Origin of the sequence: Paracoccus hibiscisoli (genome assembly GCF_005048265.1) — a bacterium.
Classification (GTDB): domain Bacteria; phylum Pseudomonadota; class Alphaproteobacteria; order Rhodobacterales; family Rhodobacteraceae; genus Paracoccus; species Paracoccus hibiscisoli.
The window spans coordinates 47,828-68,938 of the sequence record NZ_SUNH01000005.1; the positions used below are offsets into that span (position 1 = coordinate 47,828).

The following is a 21,111-nucleotide window of genomic DNA, read 5'->3' on the forward strand; positions in this document are numbered from 1 at the left end:
ACAGGCAGCCGGACCGGCGGCTGCGGCACCAAGCGAGGTTACAGGACATGAACAAGACCCTCCCGCTCATCGCGAGCCTTGGCGCGCTGGCGGCCTTCCCCGCCACAGCCCAGGAGGCCGCGGCGCCCGTGGAGGCGGCGGTCGCCGTCAGCGCGGATGTCGCTTACATCTTCAACACGCTGCTGTTTCTGATCGGCGGTTTCCTGGTCATGTGGATGGCCGCGGGCTTTGCCATGCTGGAGGCGGGCCTGGTCCGCTCCAAGAACGTGACCACGCAGCTGTTCAAGAACATCTCGCTCTTTGCCATTGCGGGCATCATGTACTGGCTGATCGGCTATAACCTGATGTATCCGGGCGACTGGACCGTCGCCGGCTGGATCGGAGAGATCTTCAGCCCCAAATCCATCGATCCCGTCGCGGGCGCCGTCGCGGGCGACGACTATTCCGCCGGATCGGACTTCTTCTTCCAGCTGATGTTCTGCGCGACCACCGCGTCCATCGTGTCCGGCACCCTGGCCGAGCGGGTCAAGCTGTGGCCCTTCCTGATCTTCACCGTCGTTCTGACCGGCCTGATCTATCCCATCGAGGCCAGCTGGCAGTGGGGCGGCGGCTGGCTGTCGGAAATCGGCTTCTCGGATTTCGCAGGCTCGACCCTGGTCCATGCGGCGGGCGGGTTCGCGGCGCTGGCCGGTGCCATCGTGCTGGGTGCACGGACCGGCAAATACCGCGCCGATGGCCGCCAGCAGCCGATGCCGGGTTCAAACCTGGCGCTGGCCACTCTGGGCACGTTCATCCTGTGGCTGGGCTGGTTCGGGTTCAACGGCGCCTCGCAGCTGGCCATCGGGTCGATCAATGACGCGGCCGATGTCAGCCGGATCTTCGTGAACACCAACATGGCGGCCTCGGGCGGCGCGGTTGCGGCGATCATCGTGACGCAGCTTCTGTACGGCAAGATCGACCTGACCATGGTGCTGAACGGCGCGCTGGCCGGCCTGGTGTCGATCACCGCCGAACCGCTGACGCCCACCATCTTTGCCTCGATCCTGATCGGCGGCGTGGGCGGTGCGATCGCGGTCTTCGTGGTGCCGATGCTGGACAAGATGAAGATCGACGATGTGGTCGGCGCCATCCCGGTGCACCTGGTCGCGGGCATCTGGGGCACGATGATCGTCCCGGCCACCAACCCCGACACCAGCTATGTCACGCAGGCCATCGGCGTGCTGTCCATCGGCGCCTTCGTCTTCCTGATCAGCCTGGCGGTCTGGACCATCCTCAAGGTCACCATGGGCATCCGCGTCAGCAAGGAAGCCGAGATCAGCGGCCTGGACATCAGCGAGATGGGCATGGAGGCCTATCCCGACTTCGTGCAGGCCAAGTAACACCGGTCTCTTCCCGGAGAGGGGGCGGGTCGCGCAAGCGGCCCGCCCCTTCCGCGTTCAGGAAAGCCCTTTGCGGTCAAGCCTGTGCACAGGCTGTGCACATCCTGTGCACGCGCCGTGACCGGTCAATAAGGGGGTGTCTCAGGCGACGCGGCTGACCACGAAATCGGCCAGGTCCGACAGCATGTCGCGGATCGGATGGGCAGGCAGCACCTGCAGCGCGGTCCGCGCCCGGGCGGCATGGGCCAGCGCATCGGCACGGGCGGCCTCCATCGCGCCATGGCGCGCCAGCAGGGCCAGCGCCTGATCCAGATCGCCCTCGCGCTGGTCGCCCGCCTCGATGGTGCGCGTCCAGAAGGCGCGTTCGTCGGGGGTGGCCTTGGCGATGGCCTTGATCACAGGCAGGGTCAGCTTGCGCTCGCGGAAATCGTCGCCCACGTTCTTGCCGATGGTCTCGGTCGCGCCGCCGTAATCCAGCAGGTCGTCCACGATCTGAAAGCTGATGCCCAAGGCATCGCCGTAATCGAACAGCGCCTGCACCTGATCGTCAGGCGCACCCGCGATGACGCCGCCCACCTCGGTCGCGGCCGAGAACAGCGCCGCCGTCTTGCCACGAACCACCTGAAGATAAACGCTTTCATCCGTCGCCAGATCCTGCGCTGCGGTCAGCTGCAGCACCTCGCCCTCGGCGATGGTGGCGCTGGCATTGGCCAGGATCTCCAGCGTGCGCAGGTTGCCGGGTTCGACCATCAGCTGAAAGCTGCGGGCGAACAGATAGTCGCCGACCAGCACGCTGGACTTGTTGTCCCACAGCAGATTGGCCGTGGGCCTGCCGCGCCGCTGGCGGCTTTCGTCGACCACATCGTCATGCAGCAGCGTGGCGGTGTGGATGAATTCGACCGTCGCGGCCAGGTGGATGTGCCACGGCCCGGCATAGCCCAGCAGCCGGGCTGCGGCCAGGGTCAGCATCGGGCGCAGGCGCTTGCCGCCGGCCTCGATCAGATGGGCGGTCACCTCGGGGATGCGGGGGGCATGACGACTGGCCATGCGGTCGCGGATCAGCGCGTTGACCGCCGCCATGTCGTCGGTCAGGGCCTCGGTCAGCCGGTCCAGCGGTTTGCGGACGTTGTCCTGCACAGTCATAGCATACCCCGTGTCTGCGCCCCACGCATTGCCACGGCATCGACAAATGCGCAACCGCCGCTTAACGTCCCGGCCATGAAAGAGCTTTTCCGCAGCAACGATCCCGTCCGCATGTCCGCCGCCACCAGCCTGCTGGAATCGGAGGGGATCATGACATTCCCCATGGATCAGCACATGAGCGTGCTGGAGGGGTCCATCGGCATCCTGCCCGCGCGGCTGATGGTCGCGGATCGCGACGAATTCATGGCCCGCGCCATCCTGCGCGACAACGGGCTGGATGACTGACACCCGCATCGACGGATTTCTGGACGGGCGGCTGCGGATCAGCCAGCCCGTGCGCGGCTATCGGTCGGGGGCGGATGCGGTGATGCTGGCCGCCGCCTGTCCCGCGCGGCCGGGGCAGGCGGTGCTGGAACTGGGCTGCGGGGCAGGCGTGGCCAGCCTGTGCCTGGGCTGGCGGGTGCCGGGCCTGGCGATCACCGGGCTGGAGCGGCAGGCCGATTACGCTGATCTGGCGCGGGCCAATGCGGCGGCGAACGGCCTGGCGCTGACCGTGCTGACCGGTGATCTGGCGGCCCCGCCCGATGCGCTGCGGGGCGCGATGTTCGATCAGGTGATGATGAACCCGCCCTATTTCTTGGGCGGCACGCCCGCGCCCGATGCGGGCCGCGCCACCGCCCGGTCGGAGGAGACCCCGCTGGCCGCCTGGATCGACGCGGGCCTTAGGCGCTTGGCGCCGGGGGGGTGGCTAACGGTGATCCAGCGTGCCGACCGGCTGGACGGGGTCATGGCCGCGCTGTGGGGCAGGGCGGGGGCCGTGACGGTGCTGCCCGTGGCGGCGCGCGCGGGGGCGCCTGCAGGGCGCGTGCTGGTCGCGGCACGCAAGGGCGCGCGCAGCCCGCTGCGCCTTCTGGCGCCGCTGATCACCCATGCCGCGCCGCGCCACGACCGCGACGCCGAGGATCTGACCCCGCTGGCTGCCCGCGTGTTGCGCGGGGGCGCGCCGATCGACATGGGAATTGCGAAAGTCTCGTGACAGAATCGAAAAACCGTGGTGCATTGGAGTTGTTCGAGACAACTACAGAGGAGTACGCGATGACGGTTGCTTCCCATGTCGAGGAGCTTCGCAAGAAGCATCAGAACCTGTCGGTTGCTGTGGAGAGGGCGCAGAGGAGCCCCGGTGCCAGCGACCTCGAAATCACCGAGATGAAGCGCAAGAAACTTCGCCTCAAGGAGCAGATCAGCCGCCTTGGCCACTGACCCGTCGATATCCGGCGACTCCACCAAAAAGGCCCGCGCGGATCGCGCGGGCCTTGCCTGTTTCGCAGGCGTCAGACGAAGTACTGGCCGCCATTCGCGCTGATCGTCGATCCGGTGATGAAGCCCGCATCGTCCGCAGCCAGGAACACCACGGCGCGCGCGATCTCTTCGGGTTCGCCAAGGCGGCCGACGGGGATCTGCGGGATGATGCGCTCGTTCAGCACCTTTTCGTCGATGGCGCGCACCATTTCCGTGCCGATATAGCCGGGGCAGATGGCGTTGACGGTGATGCCCGCGCGTGCCCCCTCCTGGGCCAGCGCCTTGGTAAATCCCAGATCGCCGGCCTTGGCGGCAGAATAGTTGGCCTGACCGGCTTGGCCCTTCTGCCCGTTGATCGAGCTGATGTTGATCACGCGGCCGAACTTGGCGTTGCGCATGCTGTTCCAGACGCCGTGGGTCATGTTGAAGACCCCGGTCAGGTTGGTGTCGATGACCTCTTTCCACTGCTGCGGCGTCATCTTGTGGAACATCGCGTCGCGGGTGATGCCCGCGTTGTTGACCAGCACGGCGACGGGCCCCAGCTCGGCCTCGACCTGCTTGATGCCTTCGGCGCAGGCGTCGTAATCGGCGACCGACCATTTGTAGGTCTTGATGCCGGTTTCCTCGGTAAAGGCGCGCGCGGCATCATCATTGCCGGCGTAATTGGCCGCGACGGTATAGCCCGCATCCTTCAGCGCCTTCGAAATGGCGGCGCCGATTCCCCGTGATCCCCCGGTGACAAGTGCGACTTTGGACATGTTTCCCCCTCCTGCTCAGGTACTTGAAATATTGCTAATCAATGGCGGTCCCGCGCGCAAGATCATTGCGCGCGGGAAGTGACGTCAGCGCTCCAGGCACATGGCAACGCCCATGCCGCCGCCGATGCACAGCGTGGCGAGGCCCTTCTTCGCGTCGCGGCGGCGCATCTCGAACAGCAGCGTGTTCAGCACCCGCGCGCCCGAAGCGCCGATCGGGTGACCGATGGCGATGGCGCCACCGTTCACGTTCACGATGGACGGGTCCCACCCCATGTCCTTGTTCACCGCACAGGCCTGGGCGGCAAAGGCTTCGTTCGCCTCGACCAGATCCAGATCGCCGACCGACCAGCCGGCCTTCTCCAGCGCCTTGCGGCTGGCCGGGATCGGGCCGGTGCCCATGATCGCGGGGTCCAGACCGGCGGTCGCATAGCTGGCGATGCGGGCCAGGGGCGTCAGGCCGCGGCGCGCGGCCTCGTCCTCGGTCATCACCATGACCGCCGCCGCGCCGTCGTTCAGGCCCGATGCATTGGCGGCGGTGACCGATCCGTCCTTGGCAAAGGCGGGGCGCAGCTTCTGCATCGCCTCGATGGTCGCGCCGTGGCGGATGTATTCGTCCTTGTCCACGACCGTGTCGCCCTTGCGTGTCTTGACGGTGTAGCCGACGATCTCGTCGTCGAAACGGCCTTCCTTCTGGGCGGCCTCGGCCTTGTGCTGTGATGCGACTGCGAATTCGTCCTGCTGGTCGCGGCTGATCTGCCACTTGTTCGCCACGTTCTCGGCCGTCTGGCCCATGTGATAGTTGTTGAACGCGTCCCACAGCCCGTCGCGGATCATCGTGTCGATGAACTGCATGTCGCCCATCTTTTGACCGGCGCGCAGATAGGCGGCATGCGCGGACAGCGACATGCTCTCCTGACCGCCGGCCAGCATCACGCGGGCATCGCCCAGGATCACCTGCTGCGCGGCCAGCGCCACGGCGCGCAGACCCGAGCCGCAGACCTGGTTGATGCCCCAGGCCGAGGATTCCTGCGGAAGGCCGGCCTTGATATGGGCCTGACGGGCGGGGTTCTGCCCTTGGGCTGCGGTCAGGACCTGGCCCAGGATCGTCTCGTCGACCTCAGTCGGGTCGATGCCGGCGCGCCGGACGACCTCGGCCAGGACGGCCGCGCCCAGATCGTGCGCAGGAACATTGGCAAAGGCCCCCAGAAAACTTCCGACCGGGGTACGGGCGGCGGAAACGATTACGGCTTTGGTCACGACAGACTCCTTCCCATCATTGCCGGACGAACCGGCCTGCGGTCAGGATGCTGTTTCGTCACCCAAGGTCAAGCACAAGCCTGAGACTTTCGACGGAGAGGTGCGATCAGCGGCTTGCGAGGGAGGGCGGCTTTTTCCAGGGCGGCGCGATGGTTGGCGCGCCGAAGTAGTAGCCCTGAAGGCAATCGATGCCGATATCGATCAGGAATGCCGCCTCATCCGCGGTCTCGACCGATTCCGCCACGGTGAACATGTCGAAATGATGCGCGATGGATTGCAGCGCGCGGGTCAGCACCTGATTGTCGGGCTTGGCCGCGATCTCGCGGATGAACTGGCCGTCGATCTTGATCATGTCAAAGCAGAAGTCGCGCAGATAGCGGAACGAGGTATAGCCCGCCCCGAAATCGTCCAGCGCCAGGCTGATGCCATAGGCCTGCACCTCGGCCATGAAGGCCTGAACCTCGTTCGGCATCCCCATGGCCGAACTTTCGGTGATCTCCAGGATCAGACGCTCGCCCAGGGTGACGTCGTCAGAGACGCCGCGCCGCAGCGTGTTGATCCATTCGGGATACAGAATCGACCGGGCCGACATGTTGATCGACAGGCGCAGGCCGGGGTCCTCGGCCAGGGTCTGCAGGCCAAGGGACAGCGACAGGCAGTCGATCTTGCGCCCCAGCTCGGTCACCTCGGCCTGGGGCATGAAATCGCGCAGCGGCACCAGGCGGCCGCTGTCGTCGATGATGCGGATCAGCCCTTCGTAGAAGGCGGGGGTCTTGGTCCTCTGCGCCTGCACGATGGGTTGAAACGCCAGGGTCGCGCTGCCCTTTTCGACGGCCGCCGAGACGGCCGCCAGGGTGATGCGGTCCTGATGGCGGATCGCGTCCTCAAGGGGCGAGCTGTTATCCATTATTCTGTCGCTCACGGGCGGCCTCTTACCGAGTCGGGTCTGCTTGCAGTCTGCCCATATTGGCTTAAGCTGGCGTGAAATGTGACGGGTAATTCACTTTTGGGTTAACAGATGATGGACCGCTGCGGGTGGTGCGGGGACCTGCCGGTCTATGTCGCCTATCACGACACCGAATGGGGCGTGCCCGAGCGTGATCCCCGCGCCCTGTGGGAGAAACTGGTGCTGGACGGGTTCCAGGCCGGGCTGTCCTGGATCACCATCCTGAGGAAACGCGACGCCTTTCGCGCGGAATTCGACGGGTTCGACCCCGAGCGTGTGGCCGCATGGGACGCGGCGCGCATCGACCGCGCGCTGAGCAACCCCGGCATCATCCGCCATCGCGGCAAGATCGAGGCCACCGTCCGCGGCGCCCGCGCCTTTCTGGACATCGAGGCGCAGGAGGGGTTCGCCCCCTGGTTGTGGTCCTTCGTCGGCGGCGCCCCGATCCAGAACGACTGGCCGGACCTGAGCCACGTCCCCACCGACACGCCCGAATCGCACGCCCTGTCCAAGGCGCTGAAATCGCGCGGCTTCGGGTTCTGCGGGCCGGTGATCACCTATGCCTTCATGCAGGCCACGGGCATGGTGAACGACCATGTCGTGACCTGCCACAGGCACGCCTTGGTCAGGGCGATGTCAGCTGGGTGACAAGCGTCTTGGCGGCGTCCGAGTCCCATTCCGCATCGCCCAGATAGCGGGCGACCTCGCGCCCCTCGCGGTCGATCAGGACCGTCACGGGCAGGCCCACGACCCCCATCGCGCGCGCGACCTGCTGGCGCGGGTCCAGCAGCACGGGCAGGTTTTCGACGCCGACCTCCTCGAAGAAGGCGTCGATGCGGTCCACGGCGTTGCGGCCGGTGGCGATGGTCACAACCTCGAAATCGTCGCCGCCCAGGTCGGCCTGCAGACGGTCCAGGGCGGGCATCTCCTCGCGGCAGGGGGCGCACCAGGTCGCCCAGAAGTTCAGCATCACCACCTTGCCCTGCCAGTCGGCCAGCGTGTGCGTGCCGCCGTCGCGGTCGGTGAATTCGGTCTGGGCCACAGGGGCCGGGGTTTCCGCCACGACCAGCTTGTCCAGCCCCCCCTCGCGGGCGGCCTGCCAGTCGGGCTCTGCCGCGAAGGCGGTGTTTGCACCGAAAACAAGGGCCGTATAAAGCAGGGCGGAACGCAGCATGTGACCTCCGAAGGACGAATTCATGACCGACCGGCCCCAGACCTCCGCCAACAGCATGTGGGGCGGGCGCTTTGCCGCCGGGCCGGACGCGATCATGGAGGCGATCAACGCCTCGATCGGGTTCGACCGGCGGCTTTATGCACAGGACATCCGGGGCAGCCGCGCCCATGCCGCCATGTTGGCGGCCACGGGCATCATCGAGGGTAGCGATGCCGAGGCCATCGGGAAAGGCCTGCTCACCGTCTTGTCAGAGATCGAGGCGGGCCAGTTCGCCTTCCGCACCGACCTGGAGGACATCCACATGAACGTGGAGGCCCGCCTGAAGGAGATCATCGGCGAACCCGCGGGCCGCCTGCACACGGGCCGGTCCAGGAATGACCAGGTCGCGACCGATTTCCGGCTGTGGGTGCGCGACCAGTGCGACGCGGCCATCGACGGTCTGACCGCGCTGATCCGCGCGGCTTTGTCGCAGGCCGAGGCGGGCGCCAATTGGGTCATGCCCGGTTTCACCCACCTGCAGACCGCGCAGCCGGTGACCTGGGGCCATCACATGATGGCCTATGTCGAGATGTTCGGACGCGACCTGTCGCGGTTCCAGGACGCGCGCCGGCGGATGAACGAATCGCCATTGGGGGCCGCTGCGCTGGCGGGCACGGGCTATCCCATCGACCGCGACATGACCGCCGCAGCCCTGGATTTCGACCGCCCCATGGCCAATTCGCTGGACGCGGTCAGCGACCGGGATTTCGCGCTGGAATTCCTGGCGGCCAGCAGCATCTGCGCCGTCCACATGTCGCGCCTGGCCGAGGAGCTGGTGATCTGGTCATCGGCGCAGTTCCGGTTCGTGTCGATGTCGGACAAGTGGTCGACCGGGTCGTCGATCATGCCGCAAAAGCGCAACCCCGACGCGGCAGAGCTGATCCGCGCCAAGATCGGCCGCATCCTGGGCGCCACGGTCGCGCTGTTCACGGTGATGAAGGGCCTGCCCTTGGCCTATTCCAAGGACATGCAGGAGGACAAGGAGCAGGTCTTTGACGCCGCCGACACGCTGATGCTGGCCCTGGCCGCGATGACCGGCATGCTGTCGGACCTGACTGCCAACCGCGACCGGCTGGAGGCTGCGGCGGGGGCGGGGTTCTCGACCGCGACCGATCTGGCCGACTGGCTGGTGCGCGAGCTGGGCCTGCCCTTCCGCGACGCCCATCACGTGACCGGATCGCTGGTGGCGCTGGCCGAACAGGGCGGCGTCGATCTGCCCGATCTGTCGCTGGCGCAGATGCAATCGGTGCATGGTCAGATCACGCAGGATGTGTTCAATGTGCTGGGCGTACACAATTCGGTCGCCTCGCGCCAAAGCTATGGCGGCACGGCGCCCGCGCAGGTGCGCGCGCAGATCGCCCGCTGGAAGGAGAAACTGGCATGAGAAACATTGTCATCATCGTCGTCGTGCTGGTTGTCGCGGCCGTGGTCCTGTCGGGCTGCGGCGTGGACGGCGCCCCGCAGCGCCCGGTCGAAAAGCCCCTGCAGCAGCAGATGGGCGTTTCGGTCAGCGGTGACGCGCGGTTCGGCGTGTCGGCCAATCTGTAGATGGACCATTTCCTCTATCGCAACGGAGAGTTGCACGCCGAGGACGTGCCCCTGTCCTGCATCGCAAGCCAGGTCGGCTCGCCGGTCTATGTCTATTCCGCGGCCACGCTGACGCGGCATTTCGGCCTGTTCCGGCAGGCGCTGGACTGGACCGAGCATCTGGTCTGCTTTGCGGTGAAATCGAACAGCAACCTGGCCGTGCTGAAGCTGATGGGCGATCTGGGCGCGGGCATGGATGTGGTCTCGGGCGGGGAATATGCCCGCGCCAAGGCCGCCGGTGTGCCGGGCGACCGGATCGTGTTCTCGGGCGTGGGCAAGACCATCCCCGAGATGCGCATGGCGATCGAGGGCGGCATCCGCCAGTTCAACATCGAGAGCGAGCCCGAGATGCGCGCCCTGTCCGCGCTGTGCGTCAGCATGGGCGCGACGGTGCCTGTGGCGATCCGCGTGAACCCCGACGTGGACGCCAAGACGCATGAGAAGATCGCCACCGGCAAGTCCGACAACAAGTTCGGCATCCCGATTTCCCGCGCCATGGAGGTCTATGCCGAGGCCGCGTCCCTGCCGGGGCTGCGCGTCGTGGGCGTGGACGTGCATATCGGCAGCCAGCTGACCGATCTGGCGCCGTTCCGCGCCGCCTATCTGAAGGTGGCCGAGCTGACCCGCGCGCTACGTGCCGAAGGCCATGCCATCACCCGGCTGGATCTGGGCGGCGGCCTGGGCATCCCCTATCGCCGCGACAATTCCGCCCCACCTTTGCCCATCGAATACGGCCAGGTGATCCGCGAGACTGTGGGCGATCTGGGCTGCGAGATCGAGATCGAGCCGGGCCGCAACATCGTCGGCAATGCGGGCATCCTGCTGTCGCGCGTGATCTATGTGAAAAACGGCGAGGCGCGCGATTTCCTGATCGTGGACGCGGCGATGAACGACCTGCTGCGCCCGGCCATGTATGGCGCGCATCACGACATCGTCCCGGTGATGGAGGCCGCGGTCGGCGCGCCGGTGCGCCCCTATGACGTGGTGGGTCCGGTCTGCGAATCGGGCGACACCTTCCAGAAGGGCGCCGATCTGCCCGCATTGTCGGCAGGGGCGCTGATCGCGTTCCGCTCGGCCGGGGCCTATGGCGCGGTGATGGCGTCGGAATACAATTCGCGCCCGCTGGTCCCCGAGGTTCTGGTGCAGGGCGATCACTTCGCCGTCATCCGCGCGCGACCGACATATGACGAGATGCTGGGGCGCGATAGCATCCCGGCATGGCTTTGATCCGGCGACATCGCGGAACCGAAAGCCCGGGGGCCGACAGCCCCCGGAGCGCCGAGGGCATCCCGACCATGGCGCAGGGCCCGGTGGCCCGCGCCCTGCGCCTGACCCGCTATGGCATGATCTGGGAACGGGGCGCGCGCGCCTTCTGGCCGCTGGCCACGTTGATGGCCTTTGGGGTCGCGGCGCTGGCGCTTGGGGCGGTGGCGGCGCTGCCGGATGCGGTGCTGCCCTGGCTGGTCGGGCTGTGGCTGCTGGCGGTGATCGCGGCGGCGGGGCGCGGGGGGTGGCTGTTTCGCCGCGTGCGCCCGGCCGAGGCCGTGGCCCGGCTGGACGGCACCCTGCCCGGACGACCGCTGATCGCGCTGGCGGATCGCCCCGCCATCGGCGGCGACGGGCCGCTGTGGCAGGCGCATCTGGCGCAGATGCGCGATGCCGCGATGGCCGCCCGCGCGGTGCGGCCCGATGCGGATCTGGCCCCGCGCGATCCCTATGCGCTGCGGCTGGCGGGGATGGTGGCCCTAGTCATGGCGCTGATCTTTGGCGGCGGCGGCCAGGTGGGGCAAGGGCTGCGCGCGATTGCAGCGACCGTGAACCCGCTCGTGGCCGGGACCGCCCTGCCGACCGGCCCGCAATGGGAGGGCTGGGCCGAGCCGCCCGCCTATACCCGCCGCCCGACGATCTATCTGAACGCATGGGCCGAGGGCCAGCCGCTGGACCTGCCCAAGGGCAGCGCGGTCAGCTTTCGCCTCTATGGCGGCGGGGCCGAGGTCATGCAGGATATCGGCCCGGCCACGGGCGACGATCCGACCGCGCCCGCCTTTCGCGCCGAACAATCGGGCAGCATCACGGTCGCGGGCTGGCGTCTGGACGTGACCGTCCTGCCCGATGCCGCGCCGGTGATCCGCGCGGGCGCCGCCCCCACGCGCCGCGCCGATGGCCGCATGATCCAGGATTTCGAGGCCGAGGACGATCACGGCATCGTCCTGGCGCAGGCGCAGATCGCGCTGGACCTGGAGGCCGTGGATCGCCGGTTCGGCCTGGCCATCGCGCCCGAGCCGCGCGAGGCGGTGGCGCTGGACCTGCCCCTGCCGCGCGGCGACCGGCGCGCCGTGCAGGGCCAGCTGGCCGAGGATCTGTCGCGCCACCCCTGGGCGAACCTGCCCGTGCGCATCACGCTGCGCGCCGTGGACGGGATCGAGCAGGTGGGCCAGTCCGACCCGATGGCCCTGGCCCTGCCGGGGCGGCGGTTCTTCAACCCCTTTGCCGCGACGCTGATCGAGATGCGCCGCGATCTGCTGTGGTCGCGCGACAATGCCGGCCGCACCGCCGAGATCCTGCGCGCCGTCACCTGGCAGCCCGACGGGTTCGTCGCGGATGACCTTTACGCCGAACTGCGCGGCGCAGTTGGCCTGCTGGAGGGCGGCGCGCTGGCCCCCGATGATCGCGACCGCCTGGCCGAGGCCCTGTGGGAGGCCGCCGTGCAACTGGAGGATGGCGGGCTGGCCGATGCGCTGCAACGCATGCGCGCCGCGCAGGAACGCCTGTCCGAGGCGATCCGCAACGGCGCCAGCCCCGATGAGATCCAGCGCCTGATGGACGAACTGCGCGAGGCGACCGAGGCCTATACCGACATGCTGGCCCAGCAGAGCCAGCAGCAGGATCAGACCGACAGCCCCGACCGCGGCGGCCAGCAGGGCCAGACGATCACCGGCGACCAGATCCAGCAGATGATGGACGAGATCCAGCGCCTGATGAACGAGGGCCGCATGGCCGAGGCCGAGGCCCTGCTGGAGCAGTTCAACCGCATGATGGAGAACCTGCAGGTCCAGCAAAGCCAGAGCCAGGGCCAGGGAGAGGGCCAGCAAGGCAGCCAGCCGATGAACCGCCTGGCCGACACGCTGCGCGAGCAGCAGCAGCTGTCGGACGAGGCGTTTCGCGACATGCAGCGCCAGTTCGGCCAGGGCGAACAGCCCGGCGAAAGCGGCGACAGTCTGGCCGACCGTCAGCGAAGCTTGCGCGAGGATCTGGGCCAGCAGCAGGGGCTGATGCCGGGGCAGGGCTCTCCCGAAGGGGATGCCGCGCGCCGCCAGCTGGACGAGGCGGGCCGCGCCATGGAGGAGGCCGAACAGGCCCTGCGCGACGGCGATCCGGGGCAGGCGCTGCAGCGGCAGGCCGACGCGATCCAGTCCATGCGCGAGGGGATGCGCGCCCTTGGCGACATGTTGGCCCAGCAGGGGCAGGAGGGTCAGCAGGGCGAACAGGGTCAGGATGGCCAGCAGCCGGGACAGCAGCCCGGCCAGACCGCCGAGGGCGGGCCGGGGCGGCAGCCCTATCAGGGGCGGCCGATGCTGGACCCTCTGGGGCGGGAAAGCTCGGGCGGGGGGAACGTGATCACGAATGGCGATCCGCTGGCCGAAGGCGCCGACCCGGCGCGCCGCGCCCGCGATCTGCTGGACGAGATCCGCCGCCGCAGCGGTCAGCCCGACCGCCCCCAGGACGAGCGTGACTATCTGGGCCGCCTGTTGGACCGGTTCTGAGGGCCTATCGCCCGACCACCTGCGCCAGCCACAGGCGCAGCGCGTCCAGATCGGCGCGCCAGGACAGCAGCTGGCGCGACAGCGCGTCCTCGCGCCCGGCCAGGGCCGGGGCCAGCAGATAGACCGCGACCACCGCCCCCGTGACCGCCAGCATCAGCCCGAACCCCAGGGCAAAGCCGCCGCGTTGCGGCCCGGATACGGCGTCGCGCTGTGGGGCGGTCGGCACGGGCCGCGGCGTCGGATTCGGTTCGGTTGCGGCCTGGGGTTCCGTCCTGGGCTTCGGCTGTGCCACGGGGGCGGGGGATGGCGCGGGGCGGGGTTCCGGTGCGGGACGGGTGGCCGGGTGGCGGATCACGGTCGGCCCCCCGGGATTGGGCGCGGGGCCGCCCGGATCGGGGAGAACCACCGTGGTGGCGGGCCACTCGATCTCATCGGAGGGGTGCCCGGGGGCGGGCTGCGCCTCGGCCTCGCGCAGGCGGCGTTCATGCTCGACCTCGTCGCGCAGGATGTCCAGGACATCGGGGGGCAGGCGCTTGCTGGCCGGGGGCAGGGGTGGGGCGGGGCGCGAGTCGTCCTCGTCGAAGCGCAGGGCGTCGGACGCGCGCGGGCGGGTGAAGCTGCCCAGATCCAGGCGGCCCTCGGGGGCGGGGGGACGGGCCTGCCAGACATGGCCGCAATCGCTGCATTCGACCTCGCGGCCCATGGGGGGGATGGCATCGCGGGGCAGGGCGTATTCCGCACCGCAACCCGGACAGATCAACGTGAATTCAGCCATGCCACCCTCGCATTCGTCGTGGCGCTGTTCTATCAAGCGCAGGTCCGGCTTCCAAGACGCGCCGGCAGGCAGGGCCCGCATCAGACGGGCCAGAGCGGAAAAGAGGTGGCGCTTGATCGAGATGCGGGATGTCGGCTTTGGCTATCACGGCCAGGACGAGCTGTTGTCGGGCATGACGCTGACCCTGCAGCCGGGCATGTTCCATTTCCTGACCGGGCCGTCGGGTTCGGGCAAGACGACGCTCTTGCGCCTGTGCTTTGCGGATCTGCTGCCCAGTTCGGGCCAGATGACCGCATTCGGCCAGGACATGCGCGCCCTGTCGCGCGACGACATCGCCGATCTGCGCCGCCGCGTGGGCGTGGTCCATCAGGACCCGCAATTCCTGGACCATCTGCCCGTGGCCGAGAACGTGGCCCTGCCCCTGACCATCGCCGGAGAGGCCGTGGACATGGAGGCGCTGCGCGATCTGCTGGGCTGGGTTCAGCTGACCCATCACGCCCGCGCCCTGCCGCCGTCGCTGTCGGGCGGCGAACGCCAGCGGGCGGCGCTGGCCCGCGCGGTGATCCTGTCGCCCGACCTGGTGCTGGCGGATGAGCCGACGGGCAACCTGGACTGGGAGATGTCCATGCGGCTGATGCAACTGCTGATCGAGCTGAACAAGTCGGGCAAGACCGTGCTGGTGGCCACCCATGACCTGAACCTGATCCGCGCGACCAAGGCGCAGGTCACGGCGCGCGTCCTGCGGATCACCGGCGGCAGCCTGCATCTGGCGGGGGCGGATCTATGAGCGCGCGCATGAACATCGGATCGCTGTGGCAGGGCCTGATGGGCGACAAGGGGGGCGCGGGCGACCGGATCGTGCCGCCGACCGGGTTCACCGCGCAGCTGACGCTGTTCTCGGCGGGCGCGATGGCGTTCCTGGCGGTCTTTGCGCTGGCGCTGGCGCTGGCCACGGGGCGGCTGGCCGACCGCTGGTCGTCCGAACTGGCCGGCAGCGTGACGGTGCGCGTCAGCGCGCCCGCCGCCGATCAGGACGCGCTGGCCCAGGCCGCGATGACCATCCTGCAGACGACACCGGGCACCGGCACGCCGCGCCTTTTGCCCCCCGAGGATGTCGCCACCCTGCTGGAGCCGTGGTTCGGCCCCGACATGCCGGTCGATGCGCTGCCCGTCCCCGCGCTGATCGACCTGCCCGTCGATGCGGGTTTCGACACCGAGGGCCTGCGCCTGCGCCTGGAGGCCGAGGTGCCCGGCGCGGTTCTGGACGATCATACCGAATGGCGCCGCCCGCTGGTCACGGCCGCGAACCGGCTGCGGATGCTGGGGATCGTGTCGCTGCTGCTGATCGGGGCGGCCTCGGCCGCGATGATCACGCTGGCGGCCAAGGCGGCGCTGGCCGCGAATGTCCAGGTGATCCGCGTGCTGCGCCTGATCGGGGCGCGCGACCTGACCATCGCCACGGCCTTCGTGCGCCGGTTCACCCGGCGCGCGGCGATGGGGTCTGCGGTAGGCACGCTGGCGGGCATGGCGGGCATCGCCATCCTGCCCGATACCAGCGCGGCGGGCGGCTTCATGACGGGCTTGGGCTTTCAGGGCTGGGACTGGCTGCTGCCGCTGACCATTCCGCTGATCGCGGCGGTGGTGGGCTTTGCCGCGACGCGGTGGGCCGCGCTGAACATGCTGGAGGCCGTGCGATGAACGACCCGCGTCCGGGTGCCCTGACACCCTGGCAATACGTTCAGAACATCCTGTTCTATCTGCATGTGGGCCTGGCCACGCTGGTCATCGGCCTGCTGGGCCTGCCCGCTTTGCGCCACGGGCGCGCGGGCGCGAACCGCATCGCCACCCGCTGGATCGCCTATATGGTCTGGGCCGCGCGGGTGCATCTGCGCCTGACCTGCGAGATCCGCGGCACGCCGCCCACCGACGACTGCATCGTCGCGGCGAAACACCAATCGTTCTGGGACATCATGGTCATCGCCCATGCCGTGCCCCGCCGCGCCTTCATCATGAAGCGCGAGGTGATGCGCGTGCCCGTCATGGGCTGGTATGCGTGGAAGACCGGCTGCATTCCCATCGACCGCTCGCGCGGGCGCGACGCGATGGCCGCGATCAGCGCCACCATCAACCAGCGCATGTCGGGCGAGGGGCTGGGCCAGCTGATCATCTATCCCGAAGGCACCCGCACCCTGCCGGGGCAGCGCAAATCCTACAAGCAGGGCGTGGCCACGATCCGCGCCGCGACCGGTCTGCCGGTGGTGCCGGTGGCGGTGAACACCGGCCTGTTCTGGCCGCGCGGCGGGTGGGGCATCCGCCCCGGTCGCGCCGTGGTCGAGTTCCTGCCGGTGATCGGTCCCGACGTGCCCGCCGACGGCTTCATGCCGCGCCTGCAGGCCGAGATCGAGACCCATTCCGACCGCCTGATGGCCGAGGCCGGGCTGGCCCTGCCGGAACCGGGCGACGCCGATGACGCCGCCCGGAGCGATCGCTATCTCAGCTCGTAATAGCGGGGGACGGACGGGCCTGCGGGCGGCAGGCCGATGTCGCGCCGCATATGCGGGCTGAGGTGATAGGGGTCCGGTGGCCTGGGCCGCCTGCGCCGTGGCAGCAGGGCGGCGCGGATCGCGGCCCACAGGACCGCCGTCGCACCATGTCGGGCCATCAGGCGGTGGATCGCGGGACGCAGGCGGGCGCTTTGCGGATTCAGGTCGGCAATCATCGGGCTCTCCGAAAAAGGGACCGGACAGGGCGGGGCCTTGTGCGGTCGTTGGGGTTCAGGGATGGGATGACGCCAAGCGGACAGGCCCGCAGGATGCGGTCGTGTCAGGTCAGGGCGTCGGGTGGATCTGCCTTGCGGCGGTCAGGCGTCTTGTCGCGACGACAGGGCGCGCAGCGGACCGGTGCGGGTCAGGGCGGGGGCATTGGAACGTGATGTCATAAGGCCCCTCCTTTCGCGCATGGGGTGCAGGCAGGCCCCCACGCTGGCCCAGGCTTGCATGTCGCGCAAGATGGCATGTGGAAACAGCCGCCCCGTTTCAGGGCGGCTGTTGCAGGTCGGTCACAGATTCGTGTGCGTCAGGCCGCCAGACCCTTGGAGCCCATGGCCACGAACTTGGCCCGGCGGTCCTTGATCAGTTGGGCGGGTTTCTGGTCGGTCATCTCGGCCAGCATGGCGGCGATTTCTTGGCCCACGGCCTGGATCGCCTCGGCGGGGGCGCGCTGTGCGCCGCCCAGAGGCTCGGGGATGATGCGGTCGATGACGGCCAGCTTCTTCAGGTCCTGTGCGGTCAGGCGCAGCGCCTCGGCGGCGTCGCGCATCTTTTCCGCGTCCTTCCACAGGATCGAGGCGCAGCCCTCGGGCGAGATCACCGAATAGATCGAATGCTCCAGCATGGCGATGCGGTTCGCAGTGGCGAAGGCCACGGCCCCGCCGGACCCACCCTCGCCGATGATGACGCTGACCAGCGGCACGCCGATCTCAAGGCATTTCATGGTGCAGCGGGCGATGGCCTCACTTTGGCCGCGCTCCTCGGCGCCCTTGCCGGGATAGGCGCCGGGCGTGTCGACCAGCGTGATCACGGGCAGGCGGAACCGGTGCGCCATGTCCATGAGGCGGATCGCCTTGCGATAGCCCTCGGGGCGGGCCATGCCGAAATTGTGGTGGATGCGCGATTTGGTGTCGTTGCCCTTCTCGTGCCCGATCACCACGCAGGGCGCGTCGTTGAAGCGCGCAAGCCCCCCCATCACCGCATGGTCGTCGCCAAAGGCACGGTCGCCGGCAAGGGGGGTGTATTCGGTGAACAAGGCGGCGATGTAATCGCTGCAATGGGGGCGGTCGGGATGGCGGGCGACCTGGGTTTTCCGCCACGGGTCCAAGGACTTGTACAGATCGCGCAGCAGGTCGCCGGATTTGGCGTCCAGCGCCGCGGCCTCTTTTTCCAGATCGACGGCCCCCTCGCCCTTGCGGGCCATGGCGCGAAGTTCCTCGGCCTTGCCCTCGATATCGGCGAGCGGTTTTTCGAAATCCAGATAGACCATGCGGGGTGCCTTTGGGGTTCGGGTTTGGCGCTATATAGGGTCAGCGCGTCCGGGTTGCAACGCGGCCGGGGGGGGCGCACAGCCCGGCCACCCCTCATGCACAGGACGTGCACAGGCTGTACACCGACAACGCACGCTGGTGTTGCCTTACTGCAGATCGGCGAAGGCCGCGGCCAGGCGGTCGGTCGCCTCGATCACGCGGGCGCGGGGCGTGGCGATGTTGAACCGCATGAAGCCGTCGCCGCCCCGCCCGAAGGTCGCGCCATGATTGGCGGCGATGCGGGCGTCGGTCTGGATGCGGCGGGTGATCTCGGCATTGGTCATGCCGGTGGCGCGGAAATCGACCCAGGACAGATAGGTTGCCTGCAACGGCATCGACCGCAGCCCCGGAATCGCGTTCACCGCGTCGTCGAAGAGGCGGCGGTTGCCGTCCAGATAATCGACCAGCGCATCGACCCAGGCCGCGCCCTCGGGCGAATAGGCGGCGGCGACCATGTCCTGGCCCAGCATCGCGGGCGACACCCCCGCCGCGGCCAGCGCGCCCTGGAACCGCGCGCGCAGGGTCGGGTCGGCGATGATCGCGTTGCCGATATGGACGCCGGCGATGTTGAAGGTCTTGGTCGCCGCGGTCAGCGTCACCAGGCGGTCGGCCACCTGCGGCGCGACGGTCGCCATCATGCGGTGGCGCGGGGCGCCCGGCAGGACCAGATCGGCATGGATGTCGTCCGAGATCAGGATCAGGTCGTGGCGGATGCAGAAATCGGCGACCTGGCGCAGCTCATCCTCGGACCAGACGCGGCCGCCGGGATTGTGGGGCGAACACAGGATCAGCATGCGCTCGTGTCCGGTCAGCATCGCCTCCCATGCGGGCCAGTCCATGATGTATTGGCCGTCCTCCATGGCGAGTGGCAGCTCGACCAGGTCGCGCCCGCCCGCGCGGATGACCCGGCCAAAGGCGTGATAGACCGGCGCCATCACGATCACCCCGTCGCCGGGCTGGGTATAAGCGGCCATCGCCATCGCCACGGCGTTGACCAGCCCCGCGCAGGTCAGCACCCAGGACGGGTCGATCCGCCAGCCGTGGCGATGCTCCATCCACCAGCCGATCGCCGCCAGATAGGGCGGGTTCGCGCCCGGATAGCCATAGACGCCATGCGCCGCCGCCCGGTCCACCACAGCCTGCACGCAGGCGGGGGGCGCGAAATCCATGTCGGCCACCCACATGGCCAGCCCGTCATCGGGGTCCACGCCATAGGCCGCCTGCATGTCGTCCCATTTGCTGCACTGCGTGCCGCGGCGGTCGATGATGCGGTCGAAATCGGGGTGGGTCATGGCGGCCTCCTTGGGGGTGCGACACGCCTTGCATAGCGGGGTTGTTGCTTATGGTGAAGGCTTGGCCTAAATCCGATGCCATGAGCCTGAGACCCATCCTGATCCACCCCGACCCGCGCCTGAAGAAGGTGGCCCAGCCCGTTTCCCGCATCACGCCCGAGATCGAGACCCTGGCCGCCGACATGCTGGCCACGATGTATGACGCGCCCGGCATCGGTCTGGCCGCGCCGCAGATCGGCGTGGGGCTGCGCGTCTTCACCATGGACGCCACCCGCGAGCCCGAGGCCGAACCCGCGCCGCTGGTGCTGGTCAACCCCGAGGTGGTCTGGCAATCCGAGGCGCTGAACACCTATGAGGAGGGCTGCCTGTCCATCCCCGAGCAATACGGAGAGGTGACGCGCCCCGCCCAGATCCGCATGCGCTGGCTGGGCCTGGACGGCAAGACCCACGAGCGTGAGTTCGACGCGCTGTGGGCCACCTGCGCCCAGCACGAGCTGGACCACCTGGAGGGGGTTCTGTTCATCGACCACCTGTCCGCCATCAAGCGCCAGATGATCACCCGCAAGATGGTCAAGCTGAAGCGAGACCTGGCCCGTGCCTGAGCGCGCGGGTGCCAGCGGCTGGACGCGCCCCGATCTGACGGGCGATCTGGCGGGCGGCACCCTGCGCGACATCGTGCTGTGGCCCGACCCGCGGCTGCGCCTGCGCTGCGAACCGGCGGGCTTTCTCAGCGGGCCGGCGCTGCGCGCGCTGGCGGCCGATCTGCTGGCGACGATGTATCACGCGGGCGGGCGCGGTCTGGCCGCGCCGCAGATCGGCGTCGCGCGGCGCATCTTCGTGATGGATGCGGGCTGGAAGGACGGCGCGCCCGATCCGCTGGTCCTGTGCGACCCCGAGATCCTGGTGCAGTCCCCCGAAACCGAAACCCAGCAGGAGCAGTGCCTGTCCATCCCCGACCGCCCGGTCGCGGTCACGCGGTCCCTGCGCATCGGCATTGCGTGGTACGATCTGGACGGGCGCTATCATCTGCGCGACATGGAGGGACTGCCTGCGCGCATCGCGCAGCACGAGGCCGATCATCTGGACGGCCTGCTGATCGTGAAGGACTGACATGGCCACCCGACCCTTTCTGCCCTATGCCGACCCGCGCCTGCACCGACCCGCCGACCCGGTCGAGGCCGTGACCGACACCGTCCGCATGATCTGGGACGACATGATCGACACGATGGAGGCGATGCCCGGCGTGGGCCTGGCCGCGCCCCAGATCGGCATCATGATGGCGCTGGCCGTGGTCGATGCCTCATCCGCGCGCGGCCAGGCGGTGCGCATGGCCAACCCGCAGGTGCTGCATGCCAGCGGCCAGATGCGCGTCCACGACGAGGCCAGCCCCAACCTGCCCGGCGTGTCCGCGCCCGTGACCCGCCCCCGCGCGGTGACGGTGCGGTTCCTGAACGATCAGGGGGTGATGGAGGATCGCGATTTCGTCGGCCTCTGGGCCACCAGCGTGCAGCATCAGATCGACCATCTGGCGGGCCGCGTCTATGTGGACCACCTGACCCCCCTGCGCCGCAAGATGCTGGTCGCGCGATCGGCCAAGCTGTCGCGGCGCTGAGGGCCAAC

24 protein-coding genes are annotated in these 21,111 nt (G+C 68.7%); 15 read left to right on the forward strand and 9 right to left on the reverse strand.

Annotation, left to right across the window (positions count from 1 at the left end; all coding sequences use genetic code 11):
- Window positions 1-47 precede the first annotated feature (47 nt).
- Window positions 48-1,379, forward strand: coding sequence for an ammonium transporter (locus FA740_RS03070; RefSeq protein ID WP_136855315.1), 1,332 nt, complete (start codon window positions 48-50; stop codon window positions 1,377-1,379).
- A gap of 141 nt (window positions 1,380-1,520) precedes the next feature.
- On the opposite strand, the gene FA740_RS03075 is transcribed toward FA740_RS03070, so the two are convergent.
- A complete protein-coding gene (locus tag FA740_RS03075; protein WP_136855316.1) occupies window positions 1,521-2,522 on the reverse strand; it encodes a polyprenyl synthetase family protein in 1,002 nt (333 codons plus the stop codon).
- Between the two features lie 75 nt (window positions 2,523-2,597).
- Here FA740_RS03075 and FA740_RS03080 point away from each other — a divergent pair, with 75 nt between their 5' ends.
- From FA740_RS03080 to FA740_RS03090, 3 genes are read left to right on the forward strand one after another with little or no spacing between them, the layout of a single operon-like run.
- Window positions 2,598-2,807, forward strand: a complete 210-nt coding sequence (locus tag FA740_RS03080) for a putative signal transducing protein (protein WP_136855317.1) — start codon at window positions 2,598-2,600, stop codon at window positions 2,805-2,807.
- Entirely contained in the window at window positions 2,800-3,558 is a 759-nt protein-coding gene (locus FA740_RS03085) for a tRNA1(Val) (adenine(37)-N6)-methyltransferase (RefSeq protein ID WP_136855318.1), read from the forward strand. The genes FA740_RS03080 and FA740_RS03085 overlap by 8 nt, the downstream gene beginning before the upstream one ends.
- Window positions 3,559-3,617: 59 nt before the next feature.
- Entirely contained in the window at window positions 3,618-3,782 is a 165-nt protein-coding gene (locus FA740_RS03090) for a YdcH family protein (RefSeq protein WP_136855319.1), read from the forward strand.
- 71 nt (window positions 3,783-3,853) lie between these two features.
- On the opposite strand, the gene phbB is transcribed toward FA740_RS03090, so the two are convergent.
- The 3 genes from phbB to FA740_RS03105 all read right to left on the reverse strand — a co-directional run bounded on the left by phbB (window position 3,854) and on the right by FA740_RS03105 (window position 6,743).
- A complete protein-coding gene (phbB, locus tag FA740_RS03095; RefSeq protein WP_136855320.1) occupies window positions 3,854-4,579 on the reverse strand; it encodes an acetoacetyl-CoA reductase in 726 nt (241 codons plus the stop codon).
- Window positions 4,580-4,663: 84 nt separating this feature from the next.
- Window positions 4,664-5,836 carry an acetyl-CoA C-acetyltransferase gene (locus tag FA740_RS03100; RefSeq protein WP_136855321.1) on the reverse strand — a complete coding sequence of 391 codons (1,173 nt, stop codon included), beginning with the start codon at window positions 5,834-5,836 and terminating at the stop codon, window positions 4,664-4,666.
- A 106-nt stretch (window positions 5,837-5,942) separates the two neighbouring features.
- Entirely contained in the window at window positions 5,943-6,743 is an 801-nt protein-coding gene (locus tag FA740_RS03105) for an EAL domain-containing protein (RefSeq protein ID WP_136855482.1), read from the reverse strand.
- A 111-nt stretch (window positions 6,744-6,854) separates the two neighbouring features.
- On the opposite strand from FA740_RS03105, the gene FA740_RS03110 reads away from it, so the two are divergent.
- Window positions 6,855-7,430 (forward strand): DNA-3-methyladenine glycosylase I, encoded by a 576-nt coding sequence (locus FA740_RS03110; protein WP_136855322.1) that lies wholly within the window; start codon window positions 6,855-6,857, stop codon window positions 7,428-7,430.
- Here the strand turns inward: FA740_RS03110 and FA740_RS03115 are convergent.
- Complete coding sequence (locus FA740_RS03115) at window positions 7,408-7,956, reverse strand: TlpA disulfide reductase family protein (protein WP_246053442.1); 549 nt, start codon at window positions 7,954-7,956, stop codon at window positions 7,408-7,410. The two genes, FA740_RS03110 and FA740_RS03115, sit on opposite strands and share 23 nt — an antisense overlap.
- Window positions 7,957-7,978: 22 nt before the next feature.
- Between FA740_RS03115 and argH the strand changes: the two genes are divergently transcribed.
- From argH to FA740_RS03135, 4 genes are read left to right on the forward strand one after another with little or no spacing between them, the layout of a single operon-like run.
- A complete protein-coding gene (gene argH, locus FA740_RS03120) occupies window positions 7,979-9,379 on the forward strand; it encodes an argininosuccinate lyase (protein ID WP_136855324.1) in 1,401 nt (466 codons plus the stop codon).
- A complete protein-coding gene (locus tag FA740_RS03125; RefSeq protein ID WP_136855325.1) occupies window positions 9,376-9,543 on the forward strand; it encodes an argininosuccinate lyase in 168 nt (55 codons plus the stop codon). Before argH ends, FA740_RS03125 begins: the two co-directional genes overlap by 4 nt.
- Entirely contained in the window at window positions 9,544-10,809 is a 1,266-nt protein-coding gene (gene lysA, locus FA740_RS03130) for a diaminopimelate decarboxylase (RefSeq protein WP_136855326.1), read from the forward strand.
- A complete protein-coding gene (locus tag FA740_RS03135; protein WP_246053444.1) occupies window positions 10,800-13,346 on the forward strand; it encodes a DUF4175 domain-containing protein in 2,547 nt (848 codons plus the stop codon). The genes lysA and FA740_RS03135 overlap by 10 nt, the downstream gene beginning before the upstream one ends.
- 4 nt (window positions 13,347-13,350) lie before the next feature.
- Here FA740_RS03135 and FA740_RS03140 read toward each other — a convergent pair whose 3' ends face one another.
- Entirely contained in the window at window positions 13,351-14,121 is a 771-nt protein-coding gene (locus FA740_RS03140) for a zinc-ribbon domain-containing protein (RefSeq protein ID WP_169306203.1), read from the reverse strand.
- Between the two features lie 112 nt (window positions 14,122-14,233).
- On the opposite strand from FA740_RS03140, the gene FA740_RS03145 reads away from it, so the two are divergent.
- The 3 genes from FA740_RS03145 to FA740_RS03155 are packed head-to-tail and all read left to right on the forward strand — an operon-like array spanning window position 14,234 to window position 16,625.
- The gene (locus FA740_RS03145; protein ID WP_136855328.1) at window positions 14,234-14,908 is read left to right on the forward strand and encodes a cell division ATP-binding protein FtsE; all 675 of its coding nucleotides are present in this window, start codon (window positions 14,234-14,236) and stop codon (window positions 14,906-14,908) included.
- An 8-nt stretch (window positions 14,909-14,916) separates the two neighbouring features.
- Window positions 14,917-15,819, forward strand: coding sequence for a cell division protein FtsX (locus FA740_RS03150; protein ID WP_136855484.1), 903 nt, complete (start codon window positions 14,917-14,919; stop codon window positions 15,817-15,819).
- Window positions 15,816-16,625: a lysophospholipid acyltransferase family protein gene (locus FA740_RS03155; RefSeq protein ID WP_136855329.1), complete on the forward strand. Its 810-nt coding sequence runs from the start codon at window positions 15,816-15,818 to the stop codon at window positions 16,623-16,625. The genes FA740_RS03150 and FA740_RS03155 overlap by 4 nt, the downstream gene beginning before the upstream one ends.
- Here FA740_RS03155 and FA740_RS03160 read toward each other — a convergent pair.
- From FA740_RS03160 to FA740_RS03170, 3 genes are all read right to left on the reverse strand, one after another.
- Window positions 16,610-16,840 (reverse strand): hypothetical protein, encoded by a 231-nt coding sequence (locus FA740_RS03160; protein ID WP_136855330.1) that lies wholly within the window; start codon window positions 16,838-16,840, stop codon window positions 16,610-16,612. The genes FA740_RS03155 and FA740_RS03160 overlap by 16 nt on opposite strands.
- A 356-nt stretch (window positions 16,841-17,196) precedes the next feature.
- A complete protein-coding gene (locus FA740_RS03165) occupies window positions 17,197-18,159 on the reverse strand; it encodes an acetyl-CoA carboxylase carboxyltransferase subunit alpha (RefSeq protein ID WP_136855331.1) in 963 nt (320 codons plus the stop codon).
- A 147-nt stretch (window positions 18,160-18,306) separates the two neighbouring features.
- A complete protein-coding gene (locus FA740_RS03170; RefSeq protein ID WP_136855332.1) occupies window positions 18,307-19,491 on the reverse strand; it encodes a MalY/PatB family protein in 1,185 nt (394 codons plus the stop codon).
- Between the two features lie 80 nt (window positions 19,492-19,571).
- Between FA740_RS03170 and def (FA740_RS03175) the strand changes: the two genes are divergently transcribed.
- From def (FA740_RS03175) to def (FA740_RS03185), 3 genes are read left to right on the forward strand one after another with little or no spacing between them, the layout of a single operon-like run.
- A complete protein-coding gene (def, locus tag FA740_RS03175) occupies window positions 19,572-20,093 on the forward strand; it encodes a peptide deformylase (protein WP_136855333.1) in 522 nt (173 codons plus the stop codon).
- Window positions 20,086-20,601 carry a peptide deformylase gene (locus FA740_RS03180; RefSeq protein WP_246053447.1) on the forward strand — a complete coding sequence of 172 codons (516 nt, stop codon included), beginning with the start codon at window positions 20,086-20,088 and terminating at the stop codon, window positions 20,599-20,601. Before def (FA740_RS03175) ends, FA740_RS03180 begins: the two co-directional genes overlap by 8 nt.
- Before the next feature lies 1 nt (window position 20,602).
- Window positions 20,603-21,103 carry a peptide deformylase gene (gene def, locus FA740_RS03185; protein WP_136855334.1) on the forward strand — a complete coding sequence of 167 codons (501 nt, stop codon included), beginning with the start codon at window positions 20,603-20,605 and terminating at the stop codon, window positions 21,101-21,103.
- Window positions 21,104-21,111: the final 8 nt, after the last annotated feature.

Excerpts from the sequence above, each read along its gene's own strand:
- FA740_RS03070 (WP_136855315.1), top strand. The coding sequence starts at position 48 with ATGAACAAGACCCTCCCGCTCATCGCGAGCCTTGGCGCGCTGGCGGCC.
- FA740_RS03075 (WP_136855316.1), bottom strand. The coding sequence starts at position 2,522 with ATGACTGTGCAGGACAACGTCCGCAAACCGCTGGACCGGCTGACCGAG.
- FA740_RS03080 (WP_136855317.1), top strand. The coding sequence starts at position 2,598 with ATGAAAGAGCTTTTCCGCAGCAACGATCCCGTCCGCATGTCCGCCGCC.
- FA740_RS03085 (WP_136855318.1), top strand. The coding sequence starts at position 2,800 with ATGACTGACACCCGCATCGACGGATTTCTGGACGGGCGGCTGCGGATC.
- FA740_RS03090 (WP_136855319.1), top strand. The coding sequence starts at position 3,618 with ATGACGGTTGCTTCCCATGTCGAGGAGCTTCGCAAGAAGCATCAGAAC.
- phbB (WP_136855320.1), bottom strand. The coding sequence starts at position 4,579 with ATGTCCAAAGTCGCACTTGTCACCGGGGGATCACGGGGAATCGGCGCC.
- FA740_RS03105 (WP_136855482.1), bottom strand. The coding sequence starts at position 6,743 with ATGGATAACAGCTCGCCCCTTGAGGACGCGATCCGCCATCAGGACCGC.
- FA740_RS03110 (WP_136855322.1), top strand. The coding sequence starts at position 6,855 with ATGATGGACCGCTGCGGGTGGTGCGGGGACCTGCCGGTCTATGTCGCC.
- FA740_RS03115 (WP_246053442.1), bottom strand. The coding sequence starts at position 7,956 with ATGCTGCGTTCCGCCCTGCTTTATACGGCCCTTGTTTTCGGTGCAAAC.
- argH (WP_136855324.1), top strand. The coding sequence starts at position 7,979 with ATGACCGACCGGCCCCAGACCTCCGCCAACAGCATGTGGGGCGGGCGC.
- FA740_RS03125 (WP_136855325.1), top strand. The coding sequence starts at position 9,376 with ATGAGAAACATTGTCATCATCGTCGTCGTGCTGGTTGTCGCGGCCGTG.
- lysA (WP_136855326.1), top strand. The coding sequence starts at position 9,544 with ATGGACCATTTCCTCTATCGCAACGGAGAGTTGCACGCCGAGGACGTG.
- FA740_RS03135 (WP_246053444.1), top strand. The coding sequence starts at position 10,800 with ATGGCTTTGATCCGGCGACATCGCGGAACCGAAAGCCCGGGGGCCGAC.
- FA740_RS03140 (WP_169306203.1), bottom strand. The coding sequence starts at position 14,121 with ATGGCTGAATTCACGTTGATCTGTCCGGGTTGCGGTGCGGAATACGCC.
- FA740_RS03150 (WP_136855484.1), top strand. The coding sequence starts at position 14,917 with ATGAACATCGGATCGCTGTGGCAGGGCCTGATGGGCGACAAGGGGGGC.
- FA740_RS03155 (WP_136855329.1), top strand. The coding sequence starts at position 15,816 with ATGAACGACCCGCGTCCGGGTGCCCTGACACCCTGGCAATACGTTCAG.
- FA740_RS03160 (WP_136855330.1), bottom strand. The coding sequence starts at position 16,840 with ATGATTGCCGACCTGAATCCGCAAAGCGCCCGCCTGCGTCCCGCGATC.
- FA740_RS03165 (WP_136855331.1), bottom strand. The coding sequence starts at position 18,159 with ATGGTCTATCTGGATTTCGAAAAACCGCTCGCCGATATCGAGGGCAAG.
- FA740_RS03170 (WP_136855332.1), bottom strand. The coding sequence starts at position 19,491 with ATGACCCACCCCGATTTCGACCGCATCATCGACCGCCGCGGCACGCAG.
- def (WP_136855333.1), top strand. The coding sequence starts at position 19,572 with ATGAGCCTGAGACCCATCCTGATCCACCCCGACCCGCGCCTGAAGAAG.
- def (WP_136855334.1), top strand. The coding sequence starts at position 20,603 with ATGGCCACCCGACCCTTTCTGCCCTATGCCGACCCGCGCCTGCACCGA.